21 protein-coding genes are annotated in these 22,513 nt (G+C 71.5%); 14 read left to right on the top strand and 7 right to left on the bottom strand.

All coding sequences use genetic code 11. The features are described from left to right. Positions 1-26: 26 nt before the first annotated feature. Entirely contained in the window at positions 27-1,373 is a 1,347-nt protein-coding gene (locus AC067A_RS21715; protein WP_479244125.1) for an ATP-binding protein, read from the top strand. Beyond that, complete coding sequence (locus tag AC067A_RS21710; protein WP_479244124.1) at positions 1,370-2,080, top strand: LuxR C-terminal-related transcriptional regulator; 711 nt, start codon at positions 1,370-1,372, stop codon at positions 2,078-2,080. The genes AC067A_RS21715 and AC067A_RS21710 overlap by 4 nt, the downstream gene beginning before the upstream one ends. 61 nt (positions 2,081-2,141) lie before the next feature. On the opposite strand, the gene AC067A_RS21705 is transcribed toward AC067A_RS21710, so the two are convergent. The 3 genes from AC067A_RS21705 to AC067A_RS21695 form a co-directional block, all read right to left on the bottom strand. Continuing rightward, a complete protein-coding gene (locus tag AC067A_RS21705) occupies positions 2,142-3,005 on the bottom strand; it encodes a Yip1 family protein (protein WP_479244123.1) in 864 nt (287 codons plus the stop codon). Positions 3,006-3,254: 249 nt separating this feature from the next. Then, complete coding sequence (locus AC067A_RS21700; protein ID WP_479244122.1) at positions 3,255-5,510, bottom strand: (Fe-S)-binding protein; 2,256 nt, start codon at positions 5,508-5,510, stop codon at positions 3,255-3,257. A gap of 107 nt (positions 5,511-5,617) precedes the next feature. Next, positions 5,618-6,106 (bottom strand): sugar transferase, encoded by a 489-nt coding sequence (locus AC067A_RS21695; protein ID WP_479244121.1) that lies wholly within the window; start codon positions 6,104-6,106, stop codon positions 5,618-5,620. 262 nt (positions 6,107-6,368) lie between these two features. Here AC067A_RS21695 and dnaK point away from each other — a divergent pair, with 262 nt between their 5' ends. Genes dnaK through AC067A_RS21675 form a run of 4 tightly spaced genes read left to right on the top strand, consistent with a single transcriptional unit; the run spans position 6,369 to position 10,515 of the window. Next, positions 6,369-8,207, top strand: a complete 1,839-nt coding sequence (gene dnaK, locus AC067A_RS21690) for a molecular chaperone DnaK (RefSeq protein WP_479244120.1) — start codon at positions 6,369-6,371, stop codon at positions 8,205-8,207. Then, on the top strand, positions 8,204-8,860 hold the full coding sequence (gene grpE / locus AC067A_RS21685; RefSeq protein WP_479244119.1) for a nucleotide exchange factor GrpE: 657 nt from the start codon (positions 8,204-8,206) through the stop codon (positions 8,858-8,860). The genes dnaK and grpE overlap by 4 nt, the downstream gene beginning before the upstream one ends. 33 nt (positions 8,861-8,893) lie before the next feature. Continuing rightward, positions 8,894-10,069, top strand: coding sequence for a molecular chaperone DnaJ (gene dnaJ, locus AC067A_RS21680; protein ID WP_479244118.1), 1,176 nt, complete (start codon positions 8,894-8,896; stop codon positions 10,067-10,069). 2 nt (positions 10,070-10,071) lie between these two features. Continuing rightward, a complete protein-coding gene (locus AC067A_RS21675; RefSeq protein ID WP_383438555.1) occupies positions 10,072-10,515 on the top strand; it encodes a heat shock protein transcriptional repressor HspR in 444 nt (147 codons plus the stop codon). Between the two features lie 64 nt (positions 10,516-10,579). Here the strand turns inward: AC067A_RS21675 and AC067A_RS21670 are convergent, their stop codons facing one another. Both AC067A_RS21670 and AC067A_RS21665 read right to left on the bottom strand, forming a co-directional pair. Continuing rightward, positions 10,580-11,047: a hypothetical protein gene (locus AC067A_RS21670; RefSeq protein WP_479244117.1), complete on the bottom strand. Its 468-nt coding sequence runs from the start codon at positions 11,045-11,047 to the stop codon at positions 10,580-10,582. A 5-nt stretch (positions 11,048-11,052) separates the two neighbouring features. After that, positions 11,053-12,057: a helix-turn-helix transcriptional regulator gene (locus AC067A_RS21665; RefSeq protein WP_479244116.1), complete on the bottom strand. Its 1,005-nt coding sequence runs from the start codon at positions 12,055-12,057 to the stop codon at positions 11,053-11,055. A gap of 321 nt (positions 12,058-12,378) precedes the next feature. On the opposite strand from AC067A_RS21665, the gene AC067A_RS21660 reads away from it, so the two are divergent. Then, the gene (locus AC067A_RS21660) at positions 12,379-12,699 is read left to right on the top strand and encodes a Rieske (2Fe-2S) protein (RefSeq protein WP_026058376.1); all 321 of its coding nucleotides are present in this window, start codon (positions 12,379-12,381) and stop codon (positions 12,697-12,699) included. A gap of 225 nt (positions 12,700-12,924) precedes the next feature. On the opposite strand, the gene AC067A_RS21655 is transcribed toward AC067A_RS21660, so the two are convergent. After that, complete coding sequence (locus AC067A_RS21655; RefSeq protein WP_479244115.1) at positions 12,925-13,329, bottom strand: pyridoxamine 5'-phosphate oxidase family protein; 405 nt, start codon at positions 13,327-13,329, stop codon at positions 12,925-12,927. A gap of 121 nt (positions 13,330-13,450) precedes the next feature. On the opposite strand from AC067A_RS21655, the gene clpB reads away from it, so the two are divergent. Together clpB and AC067A_RS21645 are read left to right on the top strand one after the other, a co-directional pair. Next, a complete protein-coding gene (gene clpB, locus AC067A_RS21650; RefSeq protein WP_479244114.1) occupies positions 13,451-16,042 on the top strand; it encodes an ATP-dependent chaperone ClpB in 2,592 nt (863 codons plus the stop codon). A gap of 422 nt (positions 16,043-16,464) precedes the next feature. Beyond that, positions 16,465-17,001, top strand: coding sequence for a type III secretion system chaperone family protein (locus AC067A_RS21645; protein WP_479244113.1), 537 nt, complete (start codon positions 16,465-16,467; stop codon positions 16,999-17,001). A gap of 74 nt (positions 17,002-17,075) precedes the next feature. Here AC067A_RS21645 and AC067A_RS21640 read toward each other — a convergent pair whose 3' ends face one another. After that, positions 17,076-18,245: a pyridoxal phosphate-dependent aminotransferase gene (locus tag AC067A_RS21640; RefSeq protein ID WP_479244112.1), complete on the bottom strand. Its 1,170-nt coding sequence runs from the start codon at positions 18,243-18,245 to the stop codon at positions 17,076-17,078. Between the two features lie 190 nt (positions 18,246-18,435). Here AC067A_RS21640 and AC067A_RS21635 point away from each other — a divergent pair, with 190 nt between their 5' ends. The 5 genes from AC067A_RS21635 to AC067A_RS21615 all read left to right on the top strand — a co-directional run bounded on the left by AC067A_RS21635 (position 18,436) and on the right by AC067A_RS21615 (position 22,489). Beyond that, positions 18,436-18,621, top strand: coding sequence for a hypothetical protein (locus AC067A_RS21635; protein WP_479244111.1), 186 nt, complete (start codon positions 18,436-18,438; stop codon positions 18,619-18,621). A 52-nt stretch (positions 18,622-18,673) separates the two neighbouring features. After that, positions 18,674-18,877 (top strand): hypothetical protein, encoded by a 204-nt coding sequence (locus AC067A_RS21630; protein WP_479244110.1) that lies wholly within the window; start codon positions 18,674-18,676, stop codon positions 18,875-18,877. 280 nt (positions 18,878-19,157) lie between these two features. After that, positions 19,158-19,676 carry a DUF2617 family protein gene (locus AC067A_RS21625; RefSeq protein WP_479244109.1) on the top strand — a complete coding sequence of 173 codons (519 nt, stop codon included), beginning with the start codon at positions 19,158-19,160 and terminating at the stop codon, positions 19,674-19,676. Between the two features lie 75 nt (positions 19,677-19,751). After that, complete coding sequence (locus AC067A_RS21620) at positions 19,752-21,425, top strand: polyamine aminopropyltransferase (protein WP_479244108.1); 1,674 nt, start codon at positions 19,752-19,754, stop codon at positions 21,423-21,425. A 107-nt stretch (positions 21,426-21,532) separates the two neighbouring features. Next, positions 21,533-22,489, top strand: coding sequence for an SRPBCC family protein (locus tag AC067A_RS21615; RefSeq protein ID WP_479244107.1), 957 nt, complete (start codon positions 21,533-21,535; stop codon positions 22,487-22,489). The last annotated feature ends 24 nt before the right edge of the window (positions 22,490-22,513 follow it).

The raw sequence follows: 22,513 nt of genomic DNA, 5'->3' as shown, positions 1-22,513 counted from the left end.
CGCGCCGCCCGGAGCCGAGGAGGACGATGAGGAGCCGTGACGGGCTGTGGCGGGTCGCGGAGCTGCCGACGACCAGGGCGGGTGTCGAGCGGGCCTTCTCGTACTTCACCGCGGGGGTCCGGCTCGGCACGGTCGCGCAGATGGTCCCCGCCCTGAGGCTCGGGGCGGGGCGCTCGCCGTTCGAGGCCGGCTACCTCGCGTGCTGGGCCGCCGCCGCCCTGGCGGCGGTCGCGGTGAGCGCGGTGACGCTCGTGCGCGGGAGGCCGCCGGGCACGGCCGCGTCCGTGCTCGACTTCGCGCTGGCGGGCGCGCTGCTCGTCCTCGGGCCCCTGGTGCTCGCGCCGTGGGACCGCTTCGGCACGTGGACCGCGTTCCAGCCGGGATACGCGCTGTCCGTCATCATCACCGCGGCGGGCGTGCGCGGGCTGGGACTCTGGGCGGCCGGGCTGTTCGCGGTCTGCGCGGGCTACCTGGTCTACCTGGGCGGTGACGTGGGAAGCGACATGGCGCCCACCGCCGCGGGAAACGTCCTGACCTACGTGGTGTACGCGCTGGTCGCCCGCATGTTCTTCGGCTACACCCGGCGCATCGCGCACGACGCCGACGCCTCGCGGGCGCGCGCCGCCGAGCTCGCCCGGCGCGAGGAGGAACGGCGGGCCCGGGTGATGATGCACAACGGCGTCGCCGTCATGCGCCTGCTGACCGAGCAGGGGGACGACGCCACGCGGGCCCGGCTCGTAGGCCAGGCCGAGGTGGAGCTGCGCCGGATGCGGTCCTATCTGCGAGGCCAGGGCCCGGACGGCGGCGAGGGCGGCGACGGCGGCGCCGGGGGCGGGGGCGGGGGCGACGCGCACGCGGTGCGGCTCGCGCCGGTGATCACGCGGGTCCGCGACCGTTTCGCCGACCTCGGCGTCGTCGCCTCCCTCGACCTCGGCACCGCCCTGCGGGTGCCCGTCGCGCAGGCCGAGGCGCTGGAGCGCGCGCTGGAGAGCCTCCTCCTGAACGTACGGGCGCACGCCCGCGCGCACGAGGTGGTGGTGCACCTCGACGCGGACCCCGCCGGGGAGGGGGAGGAACCCGGGGGCTGGACGCTGACCGTGCACGACGACGGCGTCGGCTTCGACCCGGCGTCGGTGACCGCGGGCGTCGGACTGCGCGAGGTGGTCGTCGGCGAGCTCCGCCGGCGGGGCCTGGGGGTCGGGATCGCGTCGACGGTGGGCGAGGGGACGACGGTGACGGTCCGGTCGCGCCCCGGCCGGGGCGCGGATCCGGCGCGACCGGCCGGGGGCCCCGGAGGGGGCCGGGTCGTCGGCGCCGGGGACGCGCGGCAGGAGCGGCCGACCGTACGGGCCGCCTTCGCGGACGTGCCGTGAGGCCGGCCGTGGCGGTCGTCGACGACGCGTGGCTGATCCGGGATTCGATCGGCCTGCTCGTGCCCGGCGTGGAGGTCGTCGCCGCGGTCGCGACGGTGGAGGAGCTGGTACGCCTCGCCCCCGCGACGGACCTCGTGCTGCTCGACCTGCACCTCGCCGGCCCCGAGCGGCGGGCCGACGTCCGGCAGGGCGTCGCCGCCGTCCGGACCCTCACGGGACACGGCTACCGCGTCTGCGTCTACAGCCAGGAGGAACGCCGGTTCGTGCTCGCGGCGTGCCTGGCGGCGGGTGCGAGCGGCGTCGTCTCCAAGGCGCTGCCCCGCGACCGGACCGAGGCGCTCTTCCTGGAGGTCGCCGCGGGCGGCACCGTCGTGCCGCAGTCGGTCGTCGGCATCCTCGAGGCGCTCGTCCGGCGCGGCCGCATCACCCTGTTGAGCGAGCGTCAGCGCCAGATCCTGCACGGGCGTGCCCGCGGACTGAGCTACGCCCGGATCGCGCGGGACCTCTTCGTGAGCGAGTCGACGCTCCGCGGCTACTGGTTCGAGCTGACCGGGTCGCTGTCGGACTCGCTGCGCGGTCTCACCGCCGGCGAGATCGAGCGGGCGCTCGGACTCGCGCCCGGCGACCTGCTGGAGTTCTGGGCCGACGGGCCGGCCGACCGCGAGGCCTGGTGGCGCATCGGGCGGGGGGCGCGGGGACAGCGGTGAGGCCCCCCGCCGCCGTGCGGTGGGGGGCCTTGCCCGGGTCGGTTCGTGCGGCGTCAGGACGTCACAGCATGCCCAGCTTGATGAGGCTCAGGAGGGCGACCAGCTGGATCGCCGACGCGCCGAGGGCCTTGGGCCAGGGGAGGTCGTGGGAGCGGCTCACCATGAGGGTGAAGAGGGCTCCGGCGGCCAGCCAGGTCAGCCAGCCGAGGACCTGGACGAGGCCGTTCTCGCCGCCGAGGAAGACGGCGAAGAGGAGGCGGGGCGCGTCCGTGATCGACATGATCAGCATGGAGAGGCCGACGGTCGGCTGCCAGGTGCCGTCGCCGCCCAGCTGGCGGGCGAGGGTGTGGGTGACCGCGCCGAGGATGAGTCCGCCGAGGACGAAGCCGGTGGCGGTCATCAGGACGTACGGGATCGCCGTCGAGAGGGTCGCGTTGATCGCCTCGTCGCGGGCCTTGTCGAAGCCGAAGATCGCGAGCAGGCCGTAGAGGAAGGTGACGATCAGCGCCGGGCCCCAGACGGCGTGGTCCCGCATCCGGAGGAAGGTGTCCGCCGGTTTCAGCACGATGCCGCCCAGGAGCGCCTTCCAGGGCAGGCGGGGGCCCACGGGGGCGGGGGGCGCCTGGGGGCCGGCGGCCTGGCCGTACGGGTCGTCGACGCTGAACATCTGCGTGTGACCCGGGTTGTCGGCCGTCGAGTACTGCTGCCGGTGGTGCTGCTGCGGATCGCCGAAGTACTCCGGCTCGCCGTACGGCTGTTGTTGCCGCTGTCCCTGCTGTCCGTACGGCTGCCCCTGCGGTGGCTGCTGCCACTGCTGCTGCGGGTACGACGGAGGAGCCCCGTTGTACCCGTACGGCGCCTGCTGCGGTTGTTGGTGCTGCGGGGGGCGGTTGTCCCGGCCGCGTCCGTTCCTGAATCCAGCCACGTCACCGAACGTACCCGCTCCGGCTGTGGGCTCGCTCCTTTGCGGCTGACCTGTGACATCCCCTAGGGGACGCGACGGCCGTGACGCGGTCGTGGGGGAGGCGCCGGAGGGCCGTCACGGAACCGGCGTATCGCCTCCATACGGGTCTCGTGGCTTCGGAGGCGTCAACGACCCGACGGCACGGCCGAGGCACGCGAAAAGGGCCGCCCCGCGCTTCTCGCGCGGGGCGGCCCTCCTGCGTGTCCGGGATCAGACGGCCGGCTCGGGCTCCTCGGCCGGCTCCGGCTCCGGGTCGACCGGGGTCTTCACCGATTCGAGGAGCAGCTGGGCCACGTCCACGACGGTGACGGACTCCTTGGCCTTGCCCTCGTTCTTCTTGCCGTTGACCGAGTCGGTCAGCATGACGAGGCAGAACGGGCAGGCGGTGGAGACGATGTCCGGGTTGAGGGAGAGGGCCTCGTCGACGCGCTCGTTGTTGATGCGCTTGCCGATCCGCTCCTCCATCCACATCCGCGCGCCGCCGGCGCCGCAGCAGAAGCCGCGCTCCTTGTGGCGGTGCATCTCCTGCTGGCGCAGGCCGGGGACGGCGGACATGATCTCGCGCGGCGGCGTGTAGACCTTGTTGTGCCGGCCCAGGTAGCAGGGGTCGTGGTAGGTGATGAGGCCGTCGACCGGGGTGACCGGGATCAGCTTGCCCTCGTCGATGAGGTGCTGGAGCAGCTGGGTGTGGTGGATGACCTCGTACTCGCCGCCGAGCTGCGGGTACTCGTTGGCGATGGTGTTGAAGCAGTGCGGGCAGGTCGAGACGATCTTCTTGGCCGACTTCGGCTTCTTCGTCGACTCGTCCTCGTCGTCCTCGCCGAACGCCATGTTCAGCATGGCGACGTTCTCCTGGGCGAGCTGCTGGAACAGCGGCTCGTTGCCCAGGCGGCGGGGGGAGTCACCGGTGCACTTCTCGTCGCCGCCCATGATCGCGAACTTGACGCCCGCCATGTGCAGGAGCTCCGCGAAGGCCTTGGTGGTCTTCTTGGCCCGGTCCTCCAGGGCGCCGGCGCAGCCGACCCAGTACAGGTAGTCGAACTCGGAGAGGTCCTCCGCGTCCTTGCCGATGATCGGGACCTCGAAGTCGACCTCCTTGGTCCACTCGACGCGCTGCTTCTTGGCCAGGCCCCAGGGGTTGCCCTTCTTCTCCAGGTTCTTGAGCATCGTGCCCGCCTCGGACGGGAACGCGGACTCGATCATCACCTGGTAGCGGCGCATGTCGACGATGTGGTCGATGTGCTCGATGTCGACCGGGCACTGCTCGACGCAGGCGCCGCAGGTGGTGCAGGACCACAGGACGTCGGGGTCGATGACGCCGTTCTCCTCGGCGGTGCCGATGAGGGGGCGCTCGGCCTCGGCGATCGCGGAGGCCGGGACGTCCTTCAGCTGCTCCTCGGAGGCCTTCTCGTTGCCCTCCATGTCCTTGCCGCCGCCGGCGAGCAGGTACGGCGCCTTGGCGTGCGCGTGGTCGCGCAGCGACATGATGAGGAGCTTGGGGGAGAGCGGCTTGCCGGTGTTCCAGGCGGGGCACTGCGACTGGCAGCGGCCGCACTCGGTGCAGGTGGAGAAGTCGAGGATGCCCTTCCAGGAGAACTGCTCGACCTGGGAGACACCGAAGACGGCGTCCTCGGCCGGGTCCTCCCAGTCGATCTCCTTGCCGGCCGTCGTCATCGGCTGGAGCGCGCCCAGGGCGGTGGAGCCGTCGGCGTTGCGCTTGAACCAGATGTTCGGGAAGCCGAGGAAGCGGTGCCAGGCGACACCCATGTTGGTGTTGAGCGAGACCGTGATCATCCAGGTGAAGGACGTGACGATCTTGAGGCAGGCGAAGAAGTAGGTGAGGTACTGGATCGTGCTCGGGTCCAGGCCGTCGAGCAGCGCGATCAGCGGGTACGAGGCGAAGAAGCCCGGCTCCCAGCTCGTCACGTGGTGCTGGACGCCTTCGAGGGCGCGCAGCGTCATGATGCAGACGCCGACGATCAGGATGACGGCCTCGACGAAGTAGGCCTGGCCGGTCTTGGAGCCGGCGAAGCGCGACTTGCGGCCCGCCTTGGTCGGCTTGCTGAGCTGGCGGATCACGATGAGGGTCACGATGCCGAGGACCGTCATCAGGCCGAGGAACTCGGTGAAGACCTCGTACGGCAGCCAGTCGCCGATGATCGGGATCAGCCAGTCGGCCTGGAAGAGCTGGCCGAAGGCGTTCACGATGGTGAGGAGCAGCGAGAAGAAGCCCACCGCCACGAACCAGTGCGCGAAGCCGACGATGCCCCAGCGGTTCATCCTGGTGTGGCCGAGGAACTCCTTGACCAGGGTGATGGTGCGCTGCTTGGGGTCACCGGTGCGTGTACCGGCGGGCACGGGCTGACCGAGCCGCACGAAGCGGTAGATCTGCACGGTGGCGCGGCCGAACAGCGCGACGGCCACCACCGTGATGGCGATCGACACGATGATCGCGGCGAGTTGCATGACGGGCTCCTCGGGCGGGCCTACTAAGCGGTAACTTATTGAGTTCCTGCTGAGATTACCCGGTCACGGCGCCGCGCTGTAGCGGCGCTCGCGGTGATATGTGTCGCTCAGGCAAACCTTGCCGCGCGACGTCTACGGACTGCTGGAAGCGTACGCGCCAGGATGGCGAGGTCCATCCCCAGCCAATGATGGTCCACGTAGTGGAGATCGAGCAGCTCGCGCTCCTCCCACGGCAGCTCCGAGCGGCCGCTGATCTGCCACGGGCCGGTGAGTCCCGGGCGCACGGAGAGCCGGCGCCGGCCGTCGCCCGCGCACTCGCGGTGGGTGGGGGTCAGCGGACACGGTCCCACCAGTGACATCCGGCCGGTGACGACGTGCAGCAGCAGGGGCAGCGCGGCCAGCGGGCTCCTCGTGCGGAAGGTCAGCATCGTGAAGGCCCGGCCGTCCAGTCCGGCCACCGTCCGCCGGCGCAGCACGCCGCGGCCCGGGGTGGCCGAGCCGAGCGCGACCGAGAGGGCGACGGCGAGGACCAGGGGGGAGAGGAGGGCGAGGAGGGTGACTCCGCCCGTCAGGTCGAGCGTGCGCTTCGCCGTCATGCGCCCTGCCTCCGTGCTCCGACGAGATCCGAAAGGAATCATGGGATATTCGTGGGATATGCCTGCTTTGCCCGGCCGCGGGCATCCGGACTCTCTCACGCCGCACCCCGTCCGGTCCGGCACCGACGCGCTCACGAGCGTTCTTTGAGCGGGCCCGCAGGCGAAGAGTTGAGTCGCCTCCACTCAGGTCTGTTGACGCGATCGGTGTCGTCGTGCATCCTTGAGTCAGTTCCACTCAAGTCGGTCAGCTGGAGGAATCGAAATGGCACGTGCGGTCGGCATCGACCTGGGCACGACTAACTCCGTCGTCAGCGTTCTGGAAGGCGGCGAGCCCACCGTCATCACCAACGCCGAGGGCGCCAGGACCACGCCGTCCGTCGTCGCCTTCGCGAAGAACGGCGAGGTGCTCGTCGGCGAGGTGGCCAAGCGCCAGGCCGTCACCAACGTCGACAGGACCATCCGGTCGGTCAAGCGCCACATGGGCACCGACTGGAAGATCGAGATCGACGGCAAGAACTTCAACCCGCAGCAGATGAGCGCCTTCATCCTGCAGAAGCTGAAGCGCGACGCCGAGGCCTACCTGGGCGAGAAGGTCGTCGACGCGGTCATCACCGTCCCGGCGTACTTCAACGACTCCGAGCGTCAGGCCACCAAGGAGGCCGGTGAGATCGCGGGCCTCAACGTCCTGCGCATCGTCAACGAGCCGACCGCGGCCGCCCTGGCGTACGGCCTGGACAAGGACGACCAGACGATCCTCGTCTTCGACCTCGGTGGCGGCACCTTCGACGTGTCCCTCCTGGAGATCGGCGACGGCGTCGTCGAGGTGAAGGCCACCAACGGTGACAACCACCTCGGTGGTGACGACTGGGACCAGCGCGTCGTCGACTACCTGGTGACGCAGTTCCAGAACGGTCACGGCGTGGACCTGGCCAAGGACAAGATGGCTCTCCAGCGTCTCCGCGAGGCCGCGGAGAAGGCGAAGATCGAGCTGTCGTCCTCGACCGAGACCTCGATCAACCTGCCCTACATCACGGCGTCCGCCGAGGGCCCGCTGCACCTGGACGAGAAGCTCACGCGCGCCCAGTTCCAGCAGCTGACCTCGGACCTGCTCGACCGCTGCAAGGTGCCGTTCCACAACGTCATCAAGGACGCGGGCATCCAGCTCTCCGAGATCGACCACGTCGTCCTCGTCGGTGGCTCGACCCGTATGCCGGCCGTCGCCGAGCTCGTCAAGGAGCTGACCGGCGGTCAGGACGCCAACAAGGGCGTCAACCCGGACGAGGTCGTCGCCATCGGCGCCGCCCTCCAGGCCGGTGTCCTCAAGGGTGAGGTCAAGGACGTCCTGCTCCTCGACGTGACCCCGCTGTCCCTCGGCATCGAGACCAAGGGCGGCATCATGACCAAGCTCATCGAGCGCAACACCACGATCCCGACCAAGCGGTCCGAGATCTTCACGACGGCCGAGGACAACCAGCCGTCCGTGCAGATCCAGGTCTACCAGGGCGAGCGCGAGATCGCGGCGTACAACAAGAAGCTCGGCATGTTCGAGCTGACCGGTCTGCCGCCGGCCCCGCGTGGCGTCCCGCAGATCGAGGTCGCCTTCGACATCGACGCCAACGGCATCATGCACGTGACCGCGAAGGACCTGGGCACGGGCAAGGAGCAGAAGATGACCGTCACCGGCGGCTCCTCGCTGCCGAAGGACGAGGTCGACCGGATGCGCCAGGAGGCCGAGCAGTACGCGGACGAGGACCACCGTCGCCGCGAGGCCGCCGAGTCCCGCAACCAGGGCGAGCAGCTCGTCTACCAGACGGAGAAGTTCCTCAAGGACAACGAGGACAAGGTCCCCGGTGACGTCAAGGCCGAGGTCGAGGCCGCGCTCGTCGAGCTGAAGGAGAAGCTCAAGGGCGAGGACACCGCCGAGATCCGCACCGCCACCGAGAAGGTCGCGGCCGTCTCCCAGAAGCTGGGCCAGGCGCTGTACGCCGACGCCCAGGGCGCGCAGGCCGCGGGCGGCGAGGCTCCGAACACGTCGAAGGACGACGACGTGGTCGACGCCGAGATCATCGACGACGAGCAGCCGAAGGGCGGCCAGGCGTGACCGAGGAGACCCCGGGCTTCGAGGAGAAGTCCGACGTCCCCTCCGGCGCCACCCCTGACGACGCCGCCGAGGCCGTCGAGAACTCCGCCACGGAGGACTCGACGGCCCCGGCCGGGGACGCGAGCAACGAGAAGTCGGCCGGTACCGCGGGCCTCACCGCCCAGCTGGACCAGGTCCGTTCCGCGCTCGACGAGCGCACCGCGGACCTCCAGCGGCTCCAGGCCGAGTACCAGAACTACCGCCGCCGCGTGGAGCGGGACCGGGTCACGGTCAAGGAGATCGCCGTCGCGAGCCTCCTGTCCGAGCTCCTCCCCGTGCTCGACGACGTCGGCCGGGCCCGGGAACACGGCGAGCTCGTGGGCGGGTTCAAGTCGGTGGCCGAATCGCTGGAGACCGTCGTCGCCAAGATGGGCCTGCAGCAGTTCGGCAAGGAGGGCGAGCCCTTCGACCCGACGATCCACGAGGCCCTGATGCACTCGTACGCGCCGGACGTCACCGAGACGACCTGCGTGGCGATCCTGCAGCCGGGGTACCGGATCGGCGAGCGGACCATCCGGCCCGCCCGTGTGGCCGTCGCCGAGCCCCAGCCGGGCGCGCAGGCGAAGGCGGAGGAGTCGGAAGACCCCGACACGTCCGAGAAGGACAGCGAGTAACAGCCGTACCCGCACGCGGGAGGAGGGACGTCGATGAGCACGAAGGACTTCGTCGAGAAGGACTACTACAAGGTTCTCGGCGTCCCCAAGGACGCCACCGAGGCCGAGATCAAGAAGGCGTACCGGAAGCTCGCCCGCGAGAACCATCCGGACGCCAACAAGGGCGACACCAAGGCCGAGGAGCGCTTCAAGGAGATCTCCGAGGCCAACGACATCCTCGGTGACCCCAAGAAGCGCAAGGAGTACGACGACGCCCGCGCGCTGTTCGGGAACGGCGGCTTCCGGGCCGGCGGCCCCGGCGGCGGCTCGTTCAACTTCGACCTGGGCGACCTCTTCGGAGGCGCCCAGGGCGGGGCGGGCGGCGGCTTCGGCGGCGGTGGCGGCATCGGGGACGTCTTCGGAGGCCTGTTCAACCGCGGTGCCGGCGGGGGCACGCGCACCCAGCCGCGGCGCGGCCAGGACATCGAGTCCGAGGTGACGCTCAGCTTCACCGAGGCCATCGAGGGCGCGACCGTACCGCTGCGGATGTCCAGCCAGCAGCCGTGCACGGCCTGTTCGGGCACCGGCGACAAGAACGGCACGCCCCGGGTGTGCCCGACCTGCGTCGGCACCGGTCAGGTCTCGCGCGGCAGCGGCGGCGGCTTCTCGCTCACCGACCCCTGCGTCGACTGCAAGGGCCGCGGCCTCATCGCCGAGAACCCCTGCGAGGTCTGCAAGGGCAGCGGGCGCGCCAAGTCGTCCCGCACCATGCAGGTCCGCATCCCGGCGGGAGTCTCCGACGGGCAGAAGATCAGGCTGCGCGGCAAGGGAGCGCCGGGCGAGCGCGGCGGGCAGAACGGCGACCTGTACGTCGTCGTGCACGTCGACGCCCACCCGGTCTTCGGCCGCAAGGACGACAACCTCACCGTCACGGTGCCGGTCTCCTTCGCGGAGGCGGCGCTCGGCGGCGAGATCAAGGTGCCGACCCTCGGCGGTCCCGCGGTCACGCTCAAGCTGCCCGCGGGCTCGGCGAACGGTCTGACCATGCGCGCCCGGGGCAAGGGCGCGGTCCGCAAGGACGGCACCCGCGGCGACCTCCTCGTGACGGTCGAGGTCGCGGTGCCCAAGGAACTGGACGACAAGGCACGCGAGGCCCTGGAGACCTACCGCGAGGCGACCGCCTCCGAGGACCCCCGGGCGGAGCTGTTCCAGGCCGCGAAGGGAGCGTGACCATGGACGGACGCCGACGCAATCCGTTCGAACTGACCGACGAGTCGCCGGTGTACGTCATCTCGGTGGCGGCCCAGCTCTCCGGGCTGCACCCGCAGACCCTGCGGCAGTACGACCGGCTGGGTCTGGTCTCCCCGGACCGTACGGCCGGGCGGGGGCGGCGCTACTCGGCCCGTGACATCGAGCTGCTCCGCCAGGTGCAGCAGCTGTCGCAGGACGAGGGCATCAACCTGGCCGGAATCAAGCGCATCATCGAGCTGGAGAACCAGGTCGCGGCGCTGCAGAGCCGGATCGCCGAGCTGTCCGCGGCGGTCGACGGCGCGGCGGCGGCGATGCGCCAGCGCGAGGCCCAGGTCCACGCCTCGTACCGGCGCGACCTGGTGCCCTACCAGGACGTGCAGCAGGCGAGCGCCCTGGTGGTGTGGCGTCCCAAGCGCGGCGAGTAGGTCCGCGAGGTACCCGTCGAAGCCCTGTCCACAGCTGTGGACGGGGCTTTCGCGCTTCCCGGGGTCAGGGGATCAGTTCGGAGACGATCTCGCCGACCGTCTCGTACCACGGGGAGGCGCCGGTCCCGAACGCGGCGGCCAGGGTGGTGCCGACGGCGATGTCGCGGGGCGTCGCGCCGGGCTCCCAGGTGTCGATGACCCGCCCGTTCCCCGAGCACAGCAGCTCGCCGACGCGGCGGCCGTCCCGGGTGAAGCGGCTGTGGTCGTGGCTGCTCGGGACGAGCCGGTAGCGGACGCCGCCGGTGTGGACGTCGACCCGGTACGACCGGCGCAGCAGCCGCCCGCGGGCCGGCCGGATGGCGGCCGGCTCCCCGTCCACGGTGAGGGCGAGGAGCTCCGCCCGGCGGGTGCCGATCGGCGTGTGGGCGTCGGGGAGCGTTCCCGGGGCCCGTACGAGCTCCACGGCGGGCAGTCCGTGGCCGGACACCCGGAGCGTGCCCGCGGGGCCGTCCAGGTCGATCTGTGCGTACACGGTGGTCAGTTGTCCCGTTCGAGGATGCCGGACTGCGCGATCAGATAGCCGAGCTGGGCCCGGCTCCCGCTGCCGAGCGCGGCGGCGAGTTTGGCGATGTGGGCGCGGCAGGTGCGCACGTTCATCCCGAGGCGGCGGGCGATGGCCTCGTCGACGTGGCCTTCGACGAGGAGCTTGGCGATGGACCGCTGGACGCCCCCTATGCCGTCCACGGACGGGCTGTAGGGGATCTCCTCCTCCCAGGGCACGCCGTGGAGCCAGAACTGGTCGAAGACGCCGACGAGGTACTGGACGAGGCCTTCGTGGCGGAGTTCGAGGGCGACCTGGCGGTCGCTGCGCGCGGGGACGAAGGCGACCTTGCGGTCGACGATGATCAGCCGGTCGATGATCTCCTCGAGGGTGCGCAGTTCGAGGCCGTAGGGGGCGACGCGCTCGACGTAGGCGAGGGTGGCGGGGTGGTGCCGGGCGGTGTGCTGGTAGAGCGTGCGCATCCGGACGCCGCGGTTGAGCAGGGGTTCCATCCGCCGCAGGGCCGCTTCGAGGGTCTCGGGGCGCCGTCCGCTGCCGGGCTGGATCGTGAGGAGTTCCTCGGTGCACTCGTTGATGACGCGGTCCAGCGTCGCGTTGATGACGCTGAGGCCTTCGAGGACGGTGATCGCCTGTGCGGCGGAGGGGTTGGGGGTGTGGATCGCGAGGAATGGCTCGAACGCGTCGGCGAGCGCGATGGCGTGCTGCCGACGCGCCTGTATCTCCTGTTCGATGGGGTGGACGAGCTGGTTGAGGGCGATCGAGGGCGACACCGGGTGCAGCCACTGGCTGTCGTCGGGGTCGGGGTGAAGGAGGGAGAGCTCCTTCAGGCACGGGGCGGCCGCGGCCTCGGAGCGGGCGATTCGACCCGTGCGGAGGGCGTTCGCGTACAGCTCCTTGCCCACGTCGCATAGTTCACCGTGACTGTGGTTATGGCCCGTTCCGTCACATTCCAGACTCATTTGCACCCCCCTCAGGGTCATGAATTACAGGAACATGATGCCCGGGTTGGCTGGTGGACGGGTCATGAGTGAGTCATCGTCTAACTCGCGGGGGGGAGGTAGTGATCAAAAGAGGTGGAGATCGGCCATGACCAGGATGGTTCGTGCACTTAGCGCCATAGCCGTTGCGGCGGCTGTTCTCGGTGTGCTCGCACTCGACGGCGAGCCCTCATGGGAGACCACCCCGGCGCACTCCGTAGTGGCGGAGCCGGGCGAGCCTTCGTGGGAGAGCACTCCGGCGCACGATGTGCTCGCGTCGCCCGGCGAGCCGTCTTGGGAGATCCTTCCCAAGGGTGCGGGCGCGTGAGCGTCCCGCCCGACGACCCCAGGTTCCGGCGTGAGATGGCCTCGGCCTATCGCTCCGGATGGCACTTCGTCGATCTCGCCACGGCCATCCCCCACCGTGGCGACTCGCTGAAGGTCACCCTCTTCGGGGAGCCGATCGTCGTCGCGCGTGAGCAGGACGAGGACGTCCGTGCCTACCGCTGTCTCCGGCGCCCCCGGGGCGCACCGCAGCCGATCCGCTGTGCCATCCGGTACGGCATGATCTTCGTCAATCTCGACCAGCGTGACCACCAGCTGATCGAGCCAGAGACCATCACCGCCACCCCCCGCAGTGCCTGAGCGATTCCCCCGTCGTTGTAGATCGCTCCGGCACTTCCCCCACACAGCGGCGCCATCGCGGACCTGAAACGCGATGGCGCCGCTGTGCTGCCCGCGCGCGTTCTCCGGCGCGCGCGGCGCCCCCGGACGAGCCCGCGTACCTCTCGGGCGGGGGCTTGGCGCCCGGGACGGGCCCGCGTACCTCTCAGGCGGGGGTCCGGCGCCCGGGACGGGTTCGCGCGCCTCTCAGGCGCGGCCCATCGCCCGGGTGAGGGCGATCTCGATGACGACGCGGTCCGGGTTCGGGGCCGGCGTGCGGCCGTACCGCTCGGCGTAGCGGGCGACGGCGTCCGCGACCACCTCGGCCTCCGTGCGGATGTGGGCGACGCCCTCCAGGGTGGCCCAGCGCCCCTTGTCGACCTGGCAGACCGCGACCCGCGCGCCGTCCGCGCCCGCCGCCAGGACGTTGGCGACCTTCCGGCTGTTCTTGTTGGTGATCACGCGCGCGAACCCGCCCTCGGGGTCGTACGTGACGCCGACCGCCACGACGTGCGGGGTGCCGTCCGGGCGGGGCGTGGTCAGGGTGCTCATGTGGTACTCGCGCCAGAAGCCCGCGTACGAGTCGGAGGGGTTCCTCGGGTCCGTTGCCATGCCCGGAAACTACCCGGGGCGGGGCTCCCTCCCACACCTTGAGCGGGTTCGACTCAACTTTGTGTACCCTGGAGAAGTCATAGAGGAGAGGACCCACGAGAACCCAGGAGGAGCACCGCACGTGGACGCCGAACTGACCAACCGGAGCCGGGACGCGATCAACGCGGCGAGCAGCCGCGCCGTGTCCGAGGGGCACGCCGACCTGACCCCCGCGCACCTGCTGCTCGCGCTGCTGACCGGTCAGGACAACGAGAACATCACCGACCTGCTCGCCGCCGTCGAGGCCGACCAGGCCGTGGTGCGGTCCGGCACGGAGCGCCTGCTGGCCGCCCTGCCGAGCATCACGGGGTCCACGGTCGCGCCCCCGCAGCCCAACCGCGACTTCCTCGCCGTCATCGCCGACGCCGACAAGCGCGCCAAGGAACTCGGGGACGACTACCTCTCCACCGAGCACCTGCTCATCGGCATCGCGGCCAAGGGCGGGCAGACCGGTGAGATCCTCGACCGGCAGGGCGCGAGCGCATCGAAGCTGCTCGACGCGTTCGAGAAGAGCAGGGGAGGACGCCGGGTGACCACACCGGACCCGGAGGGCCAGTACAAGGCGCTGGAGAAGTTCGGCACGGACTTCACGGCCGCCGCGCGCGAGGGCAAGCTCGACCCGGTCATCGGCCGGGACCACGAGATCCGGCGCGTCGTCCAGGTGCTGTCCCGCCGCACCAAGAACAACCCGGTCCTCATCGGCGAGCCCGGCGTCGGCAAGACCGCCGTCGTCGAGGGCCTCGCCCAGCGGATCGTGAAGGGCGACGTGCCCGAGTCGCTGAAGAACAAGCGGCTGGTCTCGCTGGACCTCGGCGCGATGGTCGCGGGCGCCAAGTACCGCGGCGAGTTCGAGGAGCGCCTCAAGACCGTCCTCTCCGAGATCAAGGAGAGCGACGGCCAGATCATCACCTTCATCGACGAGCTGCACACGGTCGTCGGCGCGGGCGCCGGCGGCGACTCCGCCATGGACGCCGGCAACATGCTGAAGCCGATGCTGGCCCGCGGCGAGCTCCGCATGGTCGGCGCGACCACCCTCGACGAGTACCGCGAGCGGATCGAGAAGGACCCCGCCCTGGAGCGCCGCTTCCAGCAGGTCCTGGTCGCCGAGCCGACCGTCGAGGACACCGTCGCCATCCTGCGCGGTCTGAAGGGCCGCTACGAGGCCCACCACAAGGTGCAGATCAACGACTCCGCCCTGGTGGCCGCCGCGACCCTGTCCGACCGGTACATCACCTCCCGCTTCCTCCCCGACAAGGCCATCGACCTCGTCGACGAGGCCGCCTCCCGGCTCCGCATGGAGATCGACTCCTCGCCCGTCGAGATCGACGAGCTCCAGCGCTCCGTGGACCGGCTCCGCATGGAGGAGCTGGCCCTGAAGAACGAGACGGACGCGGCGAGCAAGCAGCGCCTGGAGAAGCTGCGGCGCGACCTCGCCGACCGCGAGGAGGAGCTCCGCGGCCTCACCGCCCGCTGGGAGAAGGAGAAGCAGTCCCTCAACCGGGTCGGCGAGCTCAAGGAGCGCCTCGACGAGGCCCGCGGCCGCGCCGAGCGCGCCCAGCGCGACGGCGACTTCGACACCGCGTCCAAGCTGCTGTACGGCGAGATCCCGGCCCTCGAACGGGAGCTGGAGGCCGCCAGCGAGGCCGAGGCCCAGCAGGAGGCCAGCAAGGACACGATGGTGAAGGAGGAGGTGGGCCCGGACGACATCGCGGACGTCGTCGGCGCCTGGACCGGAATCCCCGCCGGCCGCCTCCTGGAGGGCGAGACGCAGAAGCTGCTGCGCATGGAGGACGAGCTCGGCAAGCGGCTGATCGGCCAGTCCGAGGCCGTCCGGGCCGTCTCCGACGCCGTGCGCCGCACCCGGGCCGGCATCGCCGACCCCGACCGGCCCACCGGCTCCTTCCTCTTCCTCGGCCCGACCGGCGTCGGCAAGACCGAGCTGGCGAAGGCACTCGCGGACTTCCTCTTCGACGACGAGCGGGCGATGGTCCGCATCGACATGTCGGAGTACGGCGAGAAGCACTCCGTCGCCCGGCTGGTCGGCGCGCCTCCCGGCTACGTCGGGTACGAGGAGGGCGGCCAGCTCACGGAGGCGGTCCGCCGCCGTCCGTACAGCGTGGTCCTGCTCGACGAGGTGGAGAAGGCGCATCCGGAGGTCTTCGACGTCCTGCTCCAGGTCCTGGACGACGGACGCCTGACCGACGGCCAGGGCCGGACGGTGGACTTCCGCAACACCATCCTGATCCTCACGTCGAACCTGGGCAGTCAGTTCCTGGTCGACCCGCTGACCGCGGAGGACGTCAAGAAGCAGCAGGTCCTCGAGGTCGTCCGGGCGAGCTTCAAGCCCGAGTTCCTCAACCGGCTCGACGACCTGGTCGTCTTCTCGGCCCTCGACCGGGCCGAGCTGGGGCGGATCGCGCAGCTCCAGATCGACCGGCTCGCGAAGCGGCTCGCCGAGCGCAGGCTCACCCTGGACGTCACCCCGACGGCCCTGGAGTGGCTCGCCGAGGAGGGAAACGACCCCGCGTACGGCGCCCGGCCGCTGCGCCGCCTCATCCAGACGGCGATCGGCGACCGGCTCGCCAGAGAGATCCTCGCCGGCGAGGTCGTCGACGGCGACACGGTCCGGGTGGACCGGTTCGAGGACGGCCTGATCGTCGGCCCGGCGCGCTGAGGCCCGTCCGGGCGGGCCCCGGCGGGCCTGCGCGCCGGAGGACATCAGGTGTACGAGGGCGGTGCCGCCGCCCTCGTACACCACCTTGAAGCGGACGTGGAGCACCTGGCCGGCGTCGGCCCCACGGCACAGGTCCTCGTCGCAGGGGGTGGTCGCCTCCGCGGCCGGACAGGTGGCTTCCGGCCACTCGGCCACCCCGGCGCGGGGCGTGCGGAAGTCGACGGTGACGGACGAGTCCTGCCGGTGCATCCCGGTGCACAGGGCGTCCTCGGCGGACCCGGGAATTTTTTCTTCCGTTCCCCCAGGGGAACGAGATCCTGTCAGCTGGCAGCGGATCTCGCCGCTTCCGGACCAACGGGGCTTGCCACGTACCGCCCGGCATGGGAGAGGATGGCGAGCATCCGTACGAAGGGAAATACACGGTGAGCATCGACCCGTCCTCGATTCCGAATTTCGGGGGCCAGCCCCAGCCTCAGGCCGCAGGACCGGCGGGCCCCGTCGTCCCCGACCAGGACCTCGTCAAGCAGCTCCTCGAGCAGATGGAGCTGAAGTACGTCGTCGACGACGAGGGTGACCTCGCGGCGCCGTGGGAGGAATTCCGCACGTACTTCATGTTCCGCGGCGAGGAGGAGCAGCAGGTCTTCTCGGTGCGGACGTTCTACGACCGCCCGCACTCGGCCGACGACCGCGCGAAGATCCTCGACGCGATCGACGACTGGAACCGCCGCACCCTGTGGCCCAAGGTGTACACCCACCTGCACGAGGAGGAGGACGGCTCCGCCACCCTCCGCCTCATCGGCGAGGCCCAGATGCTGATCGGCACCGGCGTCGCCCTGGAGCACTTCGTGTCCTCCACGGTCAGCTGGGTCCGCGCCTCCATCGAGTTCGACAAGTGGATCGTCGAGCAGTTCGGCCTGGAGACCCCCGAGGACAAGGCCCCGGGCGACGAGGAGGCGTAACCCTCCCCGCCGACCGGCGCACGGGAGCCCGGCCCCCTTCCGCGGGGGCCGGGCTCCCGTGCGTCCGGACCGCCTCAGGCGAGGCGCTTGAGGCGGGAGACCGCCTCCTCCAGGACCTCGGCCTTCTTGCAGAAGGCGAAGCGGACGAAGGGGGCGCCGGCCTCGCGGTGGTCGTAGAAGACGGCGTTGGGGATGGCGACCACACCGGCCCGCTCGGGCAGGGAGCGGCAGAAGTCGAAGCCGTCGGTGGCGCCGAGCGGGCGGATGTCGGTGGTGACGAAGTAGGTGCCGGCGGGACGGTAGACCTCGAAGCCGGCCTGCGCGAGGCCCTCGCTCAGCAGGTCCCGCTTGGCCTGGAGGTCGGCGCGCAGGGAGTCGAAGTACGCGTCCGGAAGGCGGAGCGCCTCGGCGATCGCGTACTGGAAGGGGCCGGCGGAGACGTACGTGAGGAACTGCTTGGCCGAGCGGACGGCGGAGGTCAGTTCGGGGCTCGCGGTGATCCAGCCGACCTTCCAGCCCGTGAACGAGAACGTCTTGCCGCTCGAACCGATGGTGACCGTGCGCTCGCGCATGCCGGGGAGGGTCGCGATCGGCACGTGCTCGGTGCCGTCGAAGACCAGGTGCTCGTACACCTCGTCGGTGACCACGAGCAGGTCCCGCTCGACCGCCAGCTCGGCGATCGCGGTCAGCTCGGCACGGGTGAGGACGGTGCCGGTGGGGTTGTGCGGGGTGTTGAGCAGGATCAGCCGGGTCCGGTCGGTGACGGCGGCCCGCAGCTCGTCCAGGTCGAGGACGTAGCTCCCCTCGTGGGGGCGGAGGGTGACCGGGACGCGGGTGCCGCCGGCCATCGCGACACAGGCCGCGTACGAGTCGTAGTACGGCTCCAGGGCGATCACCTCGTCGCCCGGCTCGACGAGTGCGAGCAGGGCCGCCGCGATCGCCTCGGTCGCGCCCGCGGTGACCAGCACCTCCGCGTCGGGGTCGTACGCGAGGCCGTACCGCTCCCGCTGGTGGTCGGCGACGGCCGTGCGCAGCTCGGGGACGCCGGGGCCGGGCGGGTACTGGTTGCCGCGGCCGTCCCGCAGCGCGCGGACGGCGGCCTCCCGGATCTCCTCCGGGCCGTCGGTGTCGGGGAAGCCCTGACCGAGGTTGATCGACCCGGTCCTGGCGGCGAGCGCGGACATCTCGGCGAAGATCGTCGTCCCGAACTCGGCGAGGCGGCGATTGAGCAGCGGTCGTGTCATGAGGGCCATCCTGGGGGGAAGCTCTGGACTTGCTCAAGTGTGCTTTGACAGGGTCGCGGCGAGGGGATCGCCCTGGCATGGACATCGCATTCTTCCTCCTCGGGATCGCGGCCGTGATCGGCTTCGCGGTGTGGCTCGTCGCGCGCGGGATGAGCGGTACGAGGCGCCCGAGCGGCGGCGGTGACAGCTGGTGGGCCGGGTCGGGCTCCACCTCCTCCCCCTCGTCCTCGTCGTCCTCCTCCAGCTCCTCCTGCTCCTCGTCCTCGTCGTTCTCCTGCTCCTCCTCCTCGTGTTCCGGCTCGTCCTGCTCGTCGTCCTCGTGCTCCAGCTCGTCGTCGTGCAGCTGAAGCTCTCGATTCGCTCAAGTCGGCTTTGACGGGGGCCCGTAGGGGGCATCCCCCTCGCACAGAAGAACGGGGGTAGTACAGATGGAACTCTTCATCGTCATCCTGGGGGCCGTGGTCGTCATCGGCCTCGCCTCCACCGCCCGGGACCGCCGGCGCCGCAGGCGGCGCGGGAGCCGCAAGCGCGGTGGCTGGGCCGACGGCGGGGGCGGCTGCGGCGGGGGCGCCTCCTCCTGCGGGTCGAGCTGCGGCGGCGGTGGCTGCGGTGGTGGCTGCGGCGGCAGCTGAGCGCGTGACGGCTCCGGAGGCACGTGACGTTGGCAATGCGTGCCGACATCTCGATCGATTCTGATTGAACAATTGAACTGTGGGTTCCCCGAAGGGGTTGGAAAACACAGCAAGTTGGGTAAAAACGCTGCGAGTCGCCCGGCGTCCGTGGTTCTCTCGCTCCTGACAGAGACAGCCCTCGGACCGTGTGTGGAACCGAGCCGGCGATCCCCCACTCCCGTTGGACCCTCTCCGGGGCGCCCCCGGCCCACCCGTCAAACCGTGTTTGCGGAGCCGACCCATGCTCACCACCCTGAAGACCACCTACACCGACACCCGAGCGGCCGATCTGGCCTGGGCGCTGGGGCGCGAGCCGCTCCCCGCCCTCGCGGTGCTCGACCTCGAACTCACCGGCGCCAAGCTGCAGTTGAGGCTGCTCGGCGCCTCCCATCAGGTCCTCCTCGAAGAGGACGGCGGCAGCTGCTCGGAGACGGTGGCCTGCATGCCCGGCAGCACCACCCCGCTCCCGCTCGGCGTCTCCAAGCGCGTCGGCGAATGGGAGTACGAATTCGCCGCACGCGTCGAGACGCTCCCGCACGGCGCGTTCGCGGGGCGCGCCCAGGAGCTGCTCGCCCTCGTCGCCGACCATCCCAACGGCCTCGCGGGCACCTTCCCCGGCTCGCCGCACGCCTTCACGGCGATGCTGGCGCACCGTCACGAGGGCCAGGTGCGGTGGCGCACCTGGCACGCCTACCCGCAGGAGGGGCAGTTGGTGGTGACCAGGACCCGCATCGGCGCACGTATGCCCGCGACGCTCTGATGCATCCCCCCGGCGGCCCAGGTGCACTCGTGTGGGTGACAAAGGGTCCGTCAGTCGTGACGTAGCGTTACGGTCATGATCGAGCCGACCGTGACCATGCCACCCAAGAGGGTGCGACGGCCGCCCGCGCGGCGGCCCGTCCGGCCACGGGAGGCGGTGCGGTTCCCGGTCCTCGCGGTGGTGTTCGTCTGCGCCGCCTGCGGCCTGGTCTACGAACTGGAACTGGTCGCGCTCGCCTCCTACTTGATCGGCGACTCGGTCACCCAGGCCTCCGTCGTGCTCTCCGTGATGGTCTTCGCGATGGGCGTCGGCTCACTGCTCGCCAAGCGGCTGCGCTGCCGCGCCGCCGTCGGCTTCGGCCTGGTCGAGGCCGGGCTCGCGCTCGTCGGCGGCTGCTCGGCGATGGTGCTGTACGCGGCCTTCGCCTGGCTCGGCGAGTCGCGGTACGTGCTCGTGGCGTTCTCGCTCGCCATCGGCGTGCTCATCGGCGCCGAGATCCCGCTCCTCATGTCGCTGATACAGCGGGCGCCCCGGTCCCGGCGGGCCGGTCGGCAGGCCGCGCCCGGGGAGCAGGACGACGCCGCCGGGACGGTCGCCGACCTCTTCGCCGCCGACTACGTCGGCGCGCTGGTCGGCGGCCTCGCCTTCCCGTTCCTGCTGCTGCCCTGGCTCGGCCAGCTCACCGGCGCGCTCGTCACCGGCGCGGTCAACGCGGTGGCGGGCGGCGGGCTCGTCCTGTGGGTGTTCCGCCGCGACCTGACCCGCCGCTCGCGGGCCCTGCTCATGGCGGTGAACGTGGCCGTCCTCGCCGTCCTCGCCACCGCGACCGTGCTCGTCGACGACTTCGAACAGGCGGCGCGCCGGGCCGTGTACGGCGAGCGGGTGCGGGTCGCCGTCCACACCGACCTCCAGGAGGTCGTGGTCACGGGCGGCCGGGAGGGGCCGCCGGACCTCTTCCTCGACGGCCGCCTCAGAGTGGCCGGCCAGGACGAGTACCGCTACCACGAGGCGCTCGTCCACCCCGCGATGAAGGGCGCGCACGCGCGCGTGCTGATCGTCGGCGGCGGGGACGGCCTGGCCGCCCGCGAGGCCCTGCGCTACCAGGGGGTCCGCGCCGTCACCGTCGTCGAGATCGATCCGGGCGTCGTCCGCCTCGCCCGTACGGACCCGGCACTCGCCACGCTCAACGCGCAGGCGTTCCGGGACCCGCGCGTCCGGGTGGTCTACGCGGACGCGTTCGGCTGGCTGAGGGAGGCCGCCGATCGTGTGCAGGAACGGTACGACGTGGTGATCTCCGACCTGCCCGACCCCGGCATCACCCCCAGCACCAAGCTGTACTCCGAGGAGTTCTACGGCCTGGTGGCCCGCGTGCTCACCGGCGCCGGACGGTTCGCCGTGCACGCCGGATCCGCCGCCGACCGGCCCCGCACCTACTGGACCGTGGACGCCACCCTGCGCGCCGCCGGATTCGCGACCCGCCCGTACAGCGCGAGCGGCCGCACCCCCGGCTTCGCCGCCGGACCCGACCGCGCGGACCGCACCGGCCGCACGGGCCGGGGACCGTGCGACTGGGGTTTCCTCCTCGCGGTCCCCGGCGACCGGCCGCCCGTCCTGGGGCTCGCGTCCGACGCGCCCCGACTGCGCTCGCTCGCCGCGGACACCCTGGCCGTCGCGGCCCGCCGCGCCGAACGCACCAGGCCCGCCGCACTGCCCCCGTCCACGCTCGTGCACCCGCGATACGGCGCCTGAGGACGGGGCGACGCGCGGACGGCCGGGTGCCCCGGCGGCGGGCGGGGGCGCGCGCCCCCGCGTCAAACAGGCGACGTCGCGCCCCCGCCTGAGTAGGCTCGGCTTCCATGGAGCATGAGGTGTTCGTTCCCGTCCCGGCCGAGGCCCTGCGCGCGACGCTCACGGACCCGGCCCGGGTGGTGCGCTGCGTGCCCGGGCTCCAGCGTGACGCCGACGAGGCGGCGGGCCCCCTCACGGGCCGGCTCAAGGTCCGGGTCGGCGGCAACACCATCACGTACCGCGGCGCCCTCAAGGTCGTCGAGCGGGACGGTGCCATCACCTACGAGGGCCAGGGCACCGAGGCCCGCGGCACGGGCTCGGCCGAGCTGTCGCTGACCGTCGTCCTCACCCCGGTGGCCGAGGGCACCAGCCTGAGCTTCACCGGCGCGCTCACGGCGGCCGGCCGGCTCGCCGAGGCGACGGACGGGGCGAGGTCCCTGGCCGGCGCCAGGCTCCTCGACAAGTTCGTCGAGGCGCTGGCCGCCCTCGCGGAGAAGCCCACGGGAGCGGACGGCCCGTCCGGAGCGGGGAGCCCGGCACCGACGGACGGCCCCTCGGGACCGGGAAACCCGACGGGACCGGACGGTCCGACGGGAACGGAAGGCCGGCCGGGAACGGAAGGCCGGCCAGGTGCCGGAGAGCCGTCGGCGGCCGGGGAGCCCGGGGACGGGGACGTGGACGACGACGGCGTCGACGACGGGGTCGAGGAGCCCGGCCGCGGCACCGTCTTCGACACACCGGTCCCGCCGTCCTCCCTCGACCCGGTGCTGGGCGAGGACTTCGGCGAGACGCCGATCGCGTTCCCCTCACCGCAGCCCGCCGCCGAGGCCGCCCACGCCCGCCGGACCATGATCGGACGGAGCGCCGAGGAGGTCGACCACGCCCCGCCGCGCGGCCGGTACGCCCCCGTGCCCGCGCCCGAGGCGAACAGCGCGGGCGCCACCCTGCGCTGGATCGCACCCGCCGCGGCCCTCGCCCTGGCCTCGGCCGTCGTCTTCGGACGGGCCCTGCGCCGCAGGCGCTGAAGCCGCAGCCGGAAGCCGGGGCTC

It is taken from the genome of Streptomyces sp. NPDC043176 (assembly GCF_056436715.1).
This window is presented reverse-complemented; position numbering and strand designations above follow the sequence as displayed.

What these genes read in the sequence shown, in the direction of transcription:
- AC067A_RS21715 (WP_479244125.1), top strand. Translation starts at nt 27, where the DNA reads ATGAGGAGCCGTGACGGGCTGTGGCGGGTCGCGGAGCTGCCGACGACC.
- AC067A_RS21700 (WP_479244122.1), bottom strand. Translation starts at nt 5,510, where the DNA reads ATGCAACTCGCCGCGATCATCGTGTCGATCGCCATCACGGTGGTGGCC.
- AC067A_RS21695 (WP_479244121.1), bottom strand. Translation starts at nt 6,106, where the DNA reads ATGACGGCGAAGCGCACGCTCGACCTGACGGGCGGAGTCACCCTCCTC.
- dnaK (WP_479244120.1), top strand. Translation starts at nt 6,369, where the DNA reads ATGGCACGTGCGGTCGGCATCGACCTGGGCACGACTAACTCCGTCGTC.
- dnaJ (WP_479244118.1), top strand. Translation starts at nt 8,894, where the DNA reads ATGAGCACGAAGGACTTCGTCGAGAAGGACTACTACAAGGTTCTCGGC.
- AC067A_RS21675 (WP_383438555.1), top strand. Translation starts at nt 10,072, where the DNA reads ATGGACGGACGCCGACGCAATCCGTTCGAACTGACCGACGAGTCGCCG.
- AC067A_RS21665 (WP_479244116.1), bottom strand. Translation starts at nt 12,057, where the DNA reads ATGACCCTGAGGGGGGTGCAAATGAGTCTGGAATGTGACGGAACGGGC.
- AC067A_RS21655 (WP_479244115.1), bottom strand. Translation starts at nt 13,329, where the DNA reads ATGGCAACGGACCCGAGGAACCCCTCCGACTCGTACGCGGGCTTCTGG.
- AC067A_RS21640 (WP_479244112.1), bottom strand. Translation starts at nt 18,245, where the DNA reads ATGACACGACCGCTGCTCAATCGCCGCCTCGCCGAGTTCGGGACGACG.
- AC067A_RS21630 (WP_479244110.1), top strand. Translation starts at nt 18,674, where the DNA reads ATGGAACTCTTCATCGTCATCCTGGGGGCCGTGGTCGTCATCGGCCTC.
- AC067A_RS21625 (WP_479244109.1), top strand. Translation starts at nt 19,158, where the DNA reads ATGCTCACCACCCTGAAGACCACCTACACCGACACCCGAGCGGCCGAT.
- AC067A_RS21620 (WP_479244108.1), top strand. Translation starts at nt 19,752, where the DNA reads ATGATCGAGCCGACCGTGACCATGCCACCCAAGAGGGTGCGACGGCCG.
- AC067A_RS21615 (WP_479244107.1), top strand. Translation starts at nt 21,533, where the DNA reads ATGGAGCATGAGGTGTTCGTTCCCGTCCCGGCCGAGGCCCTGCGCGCG.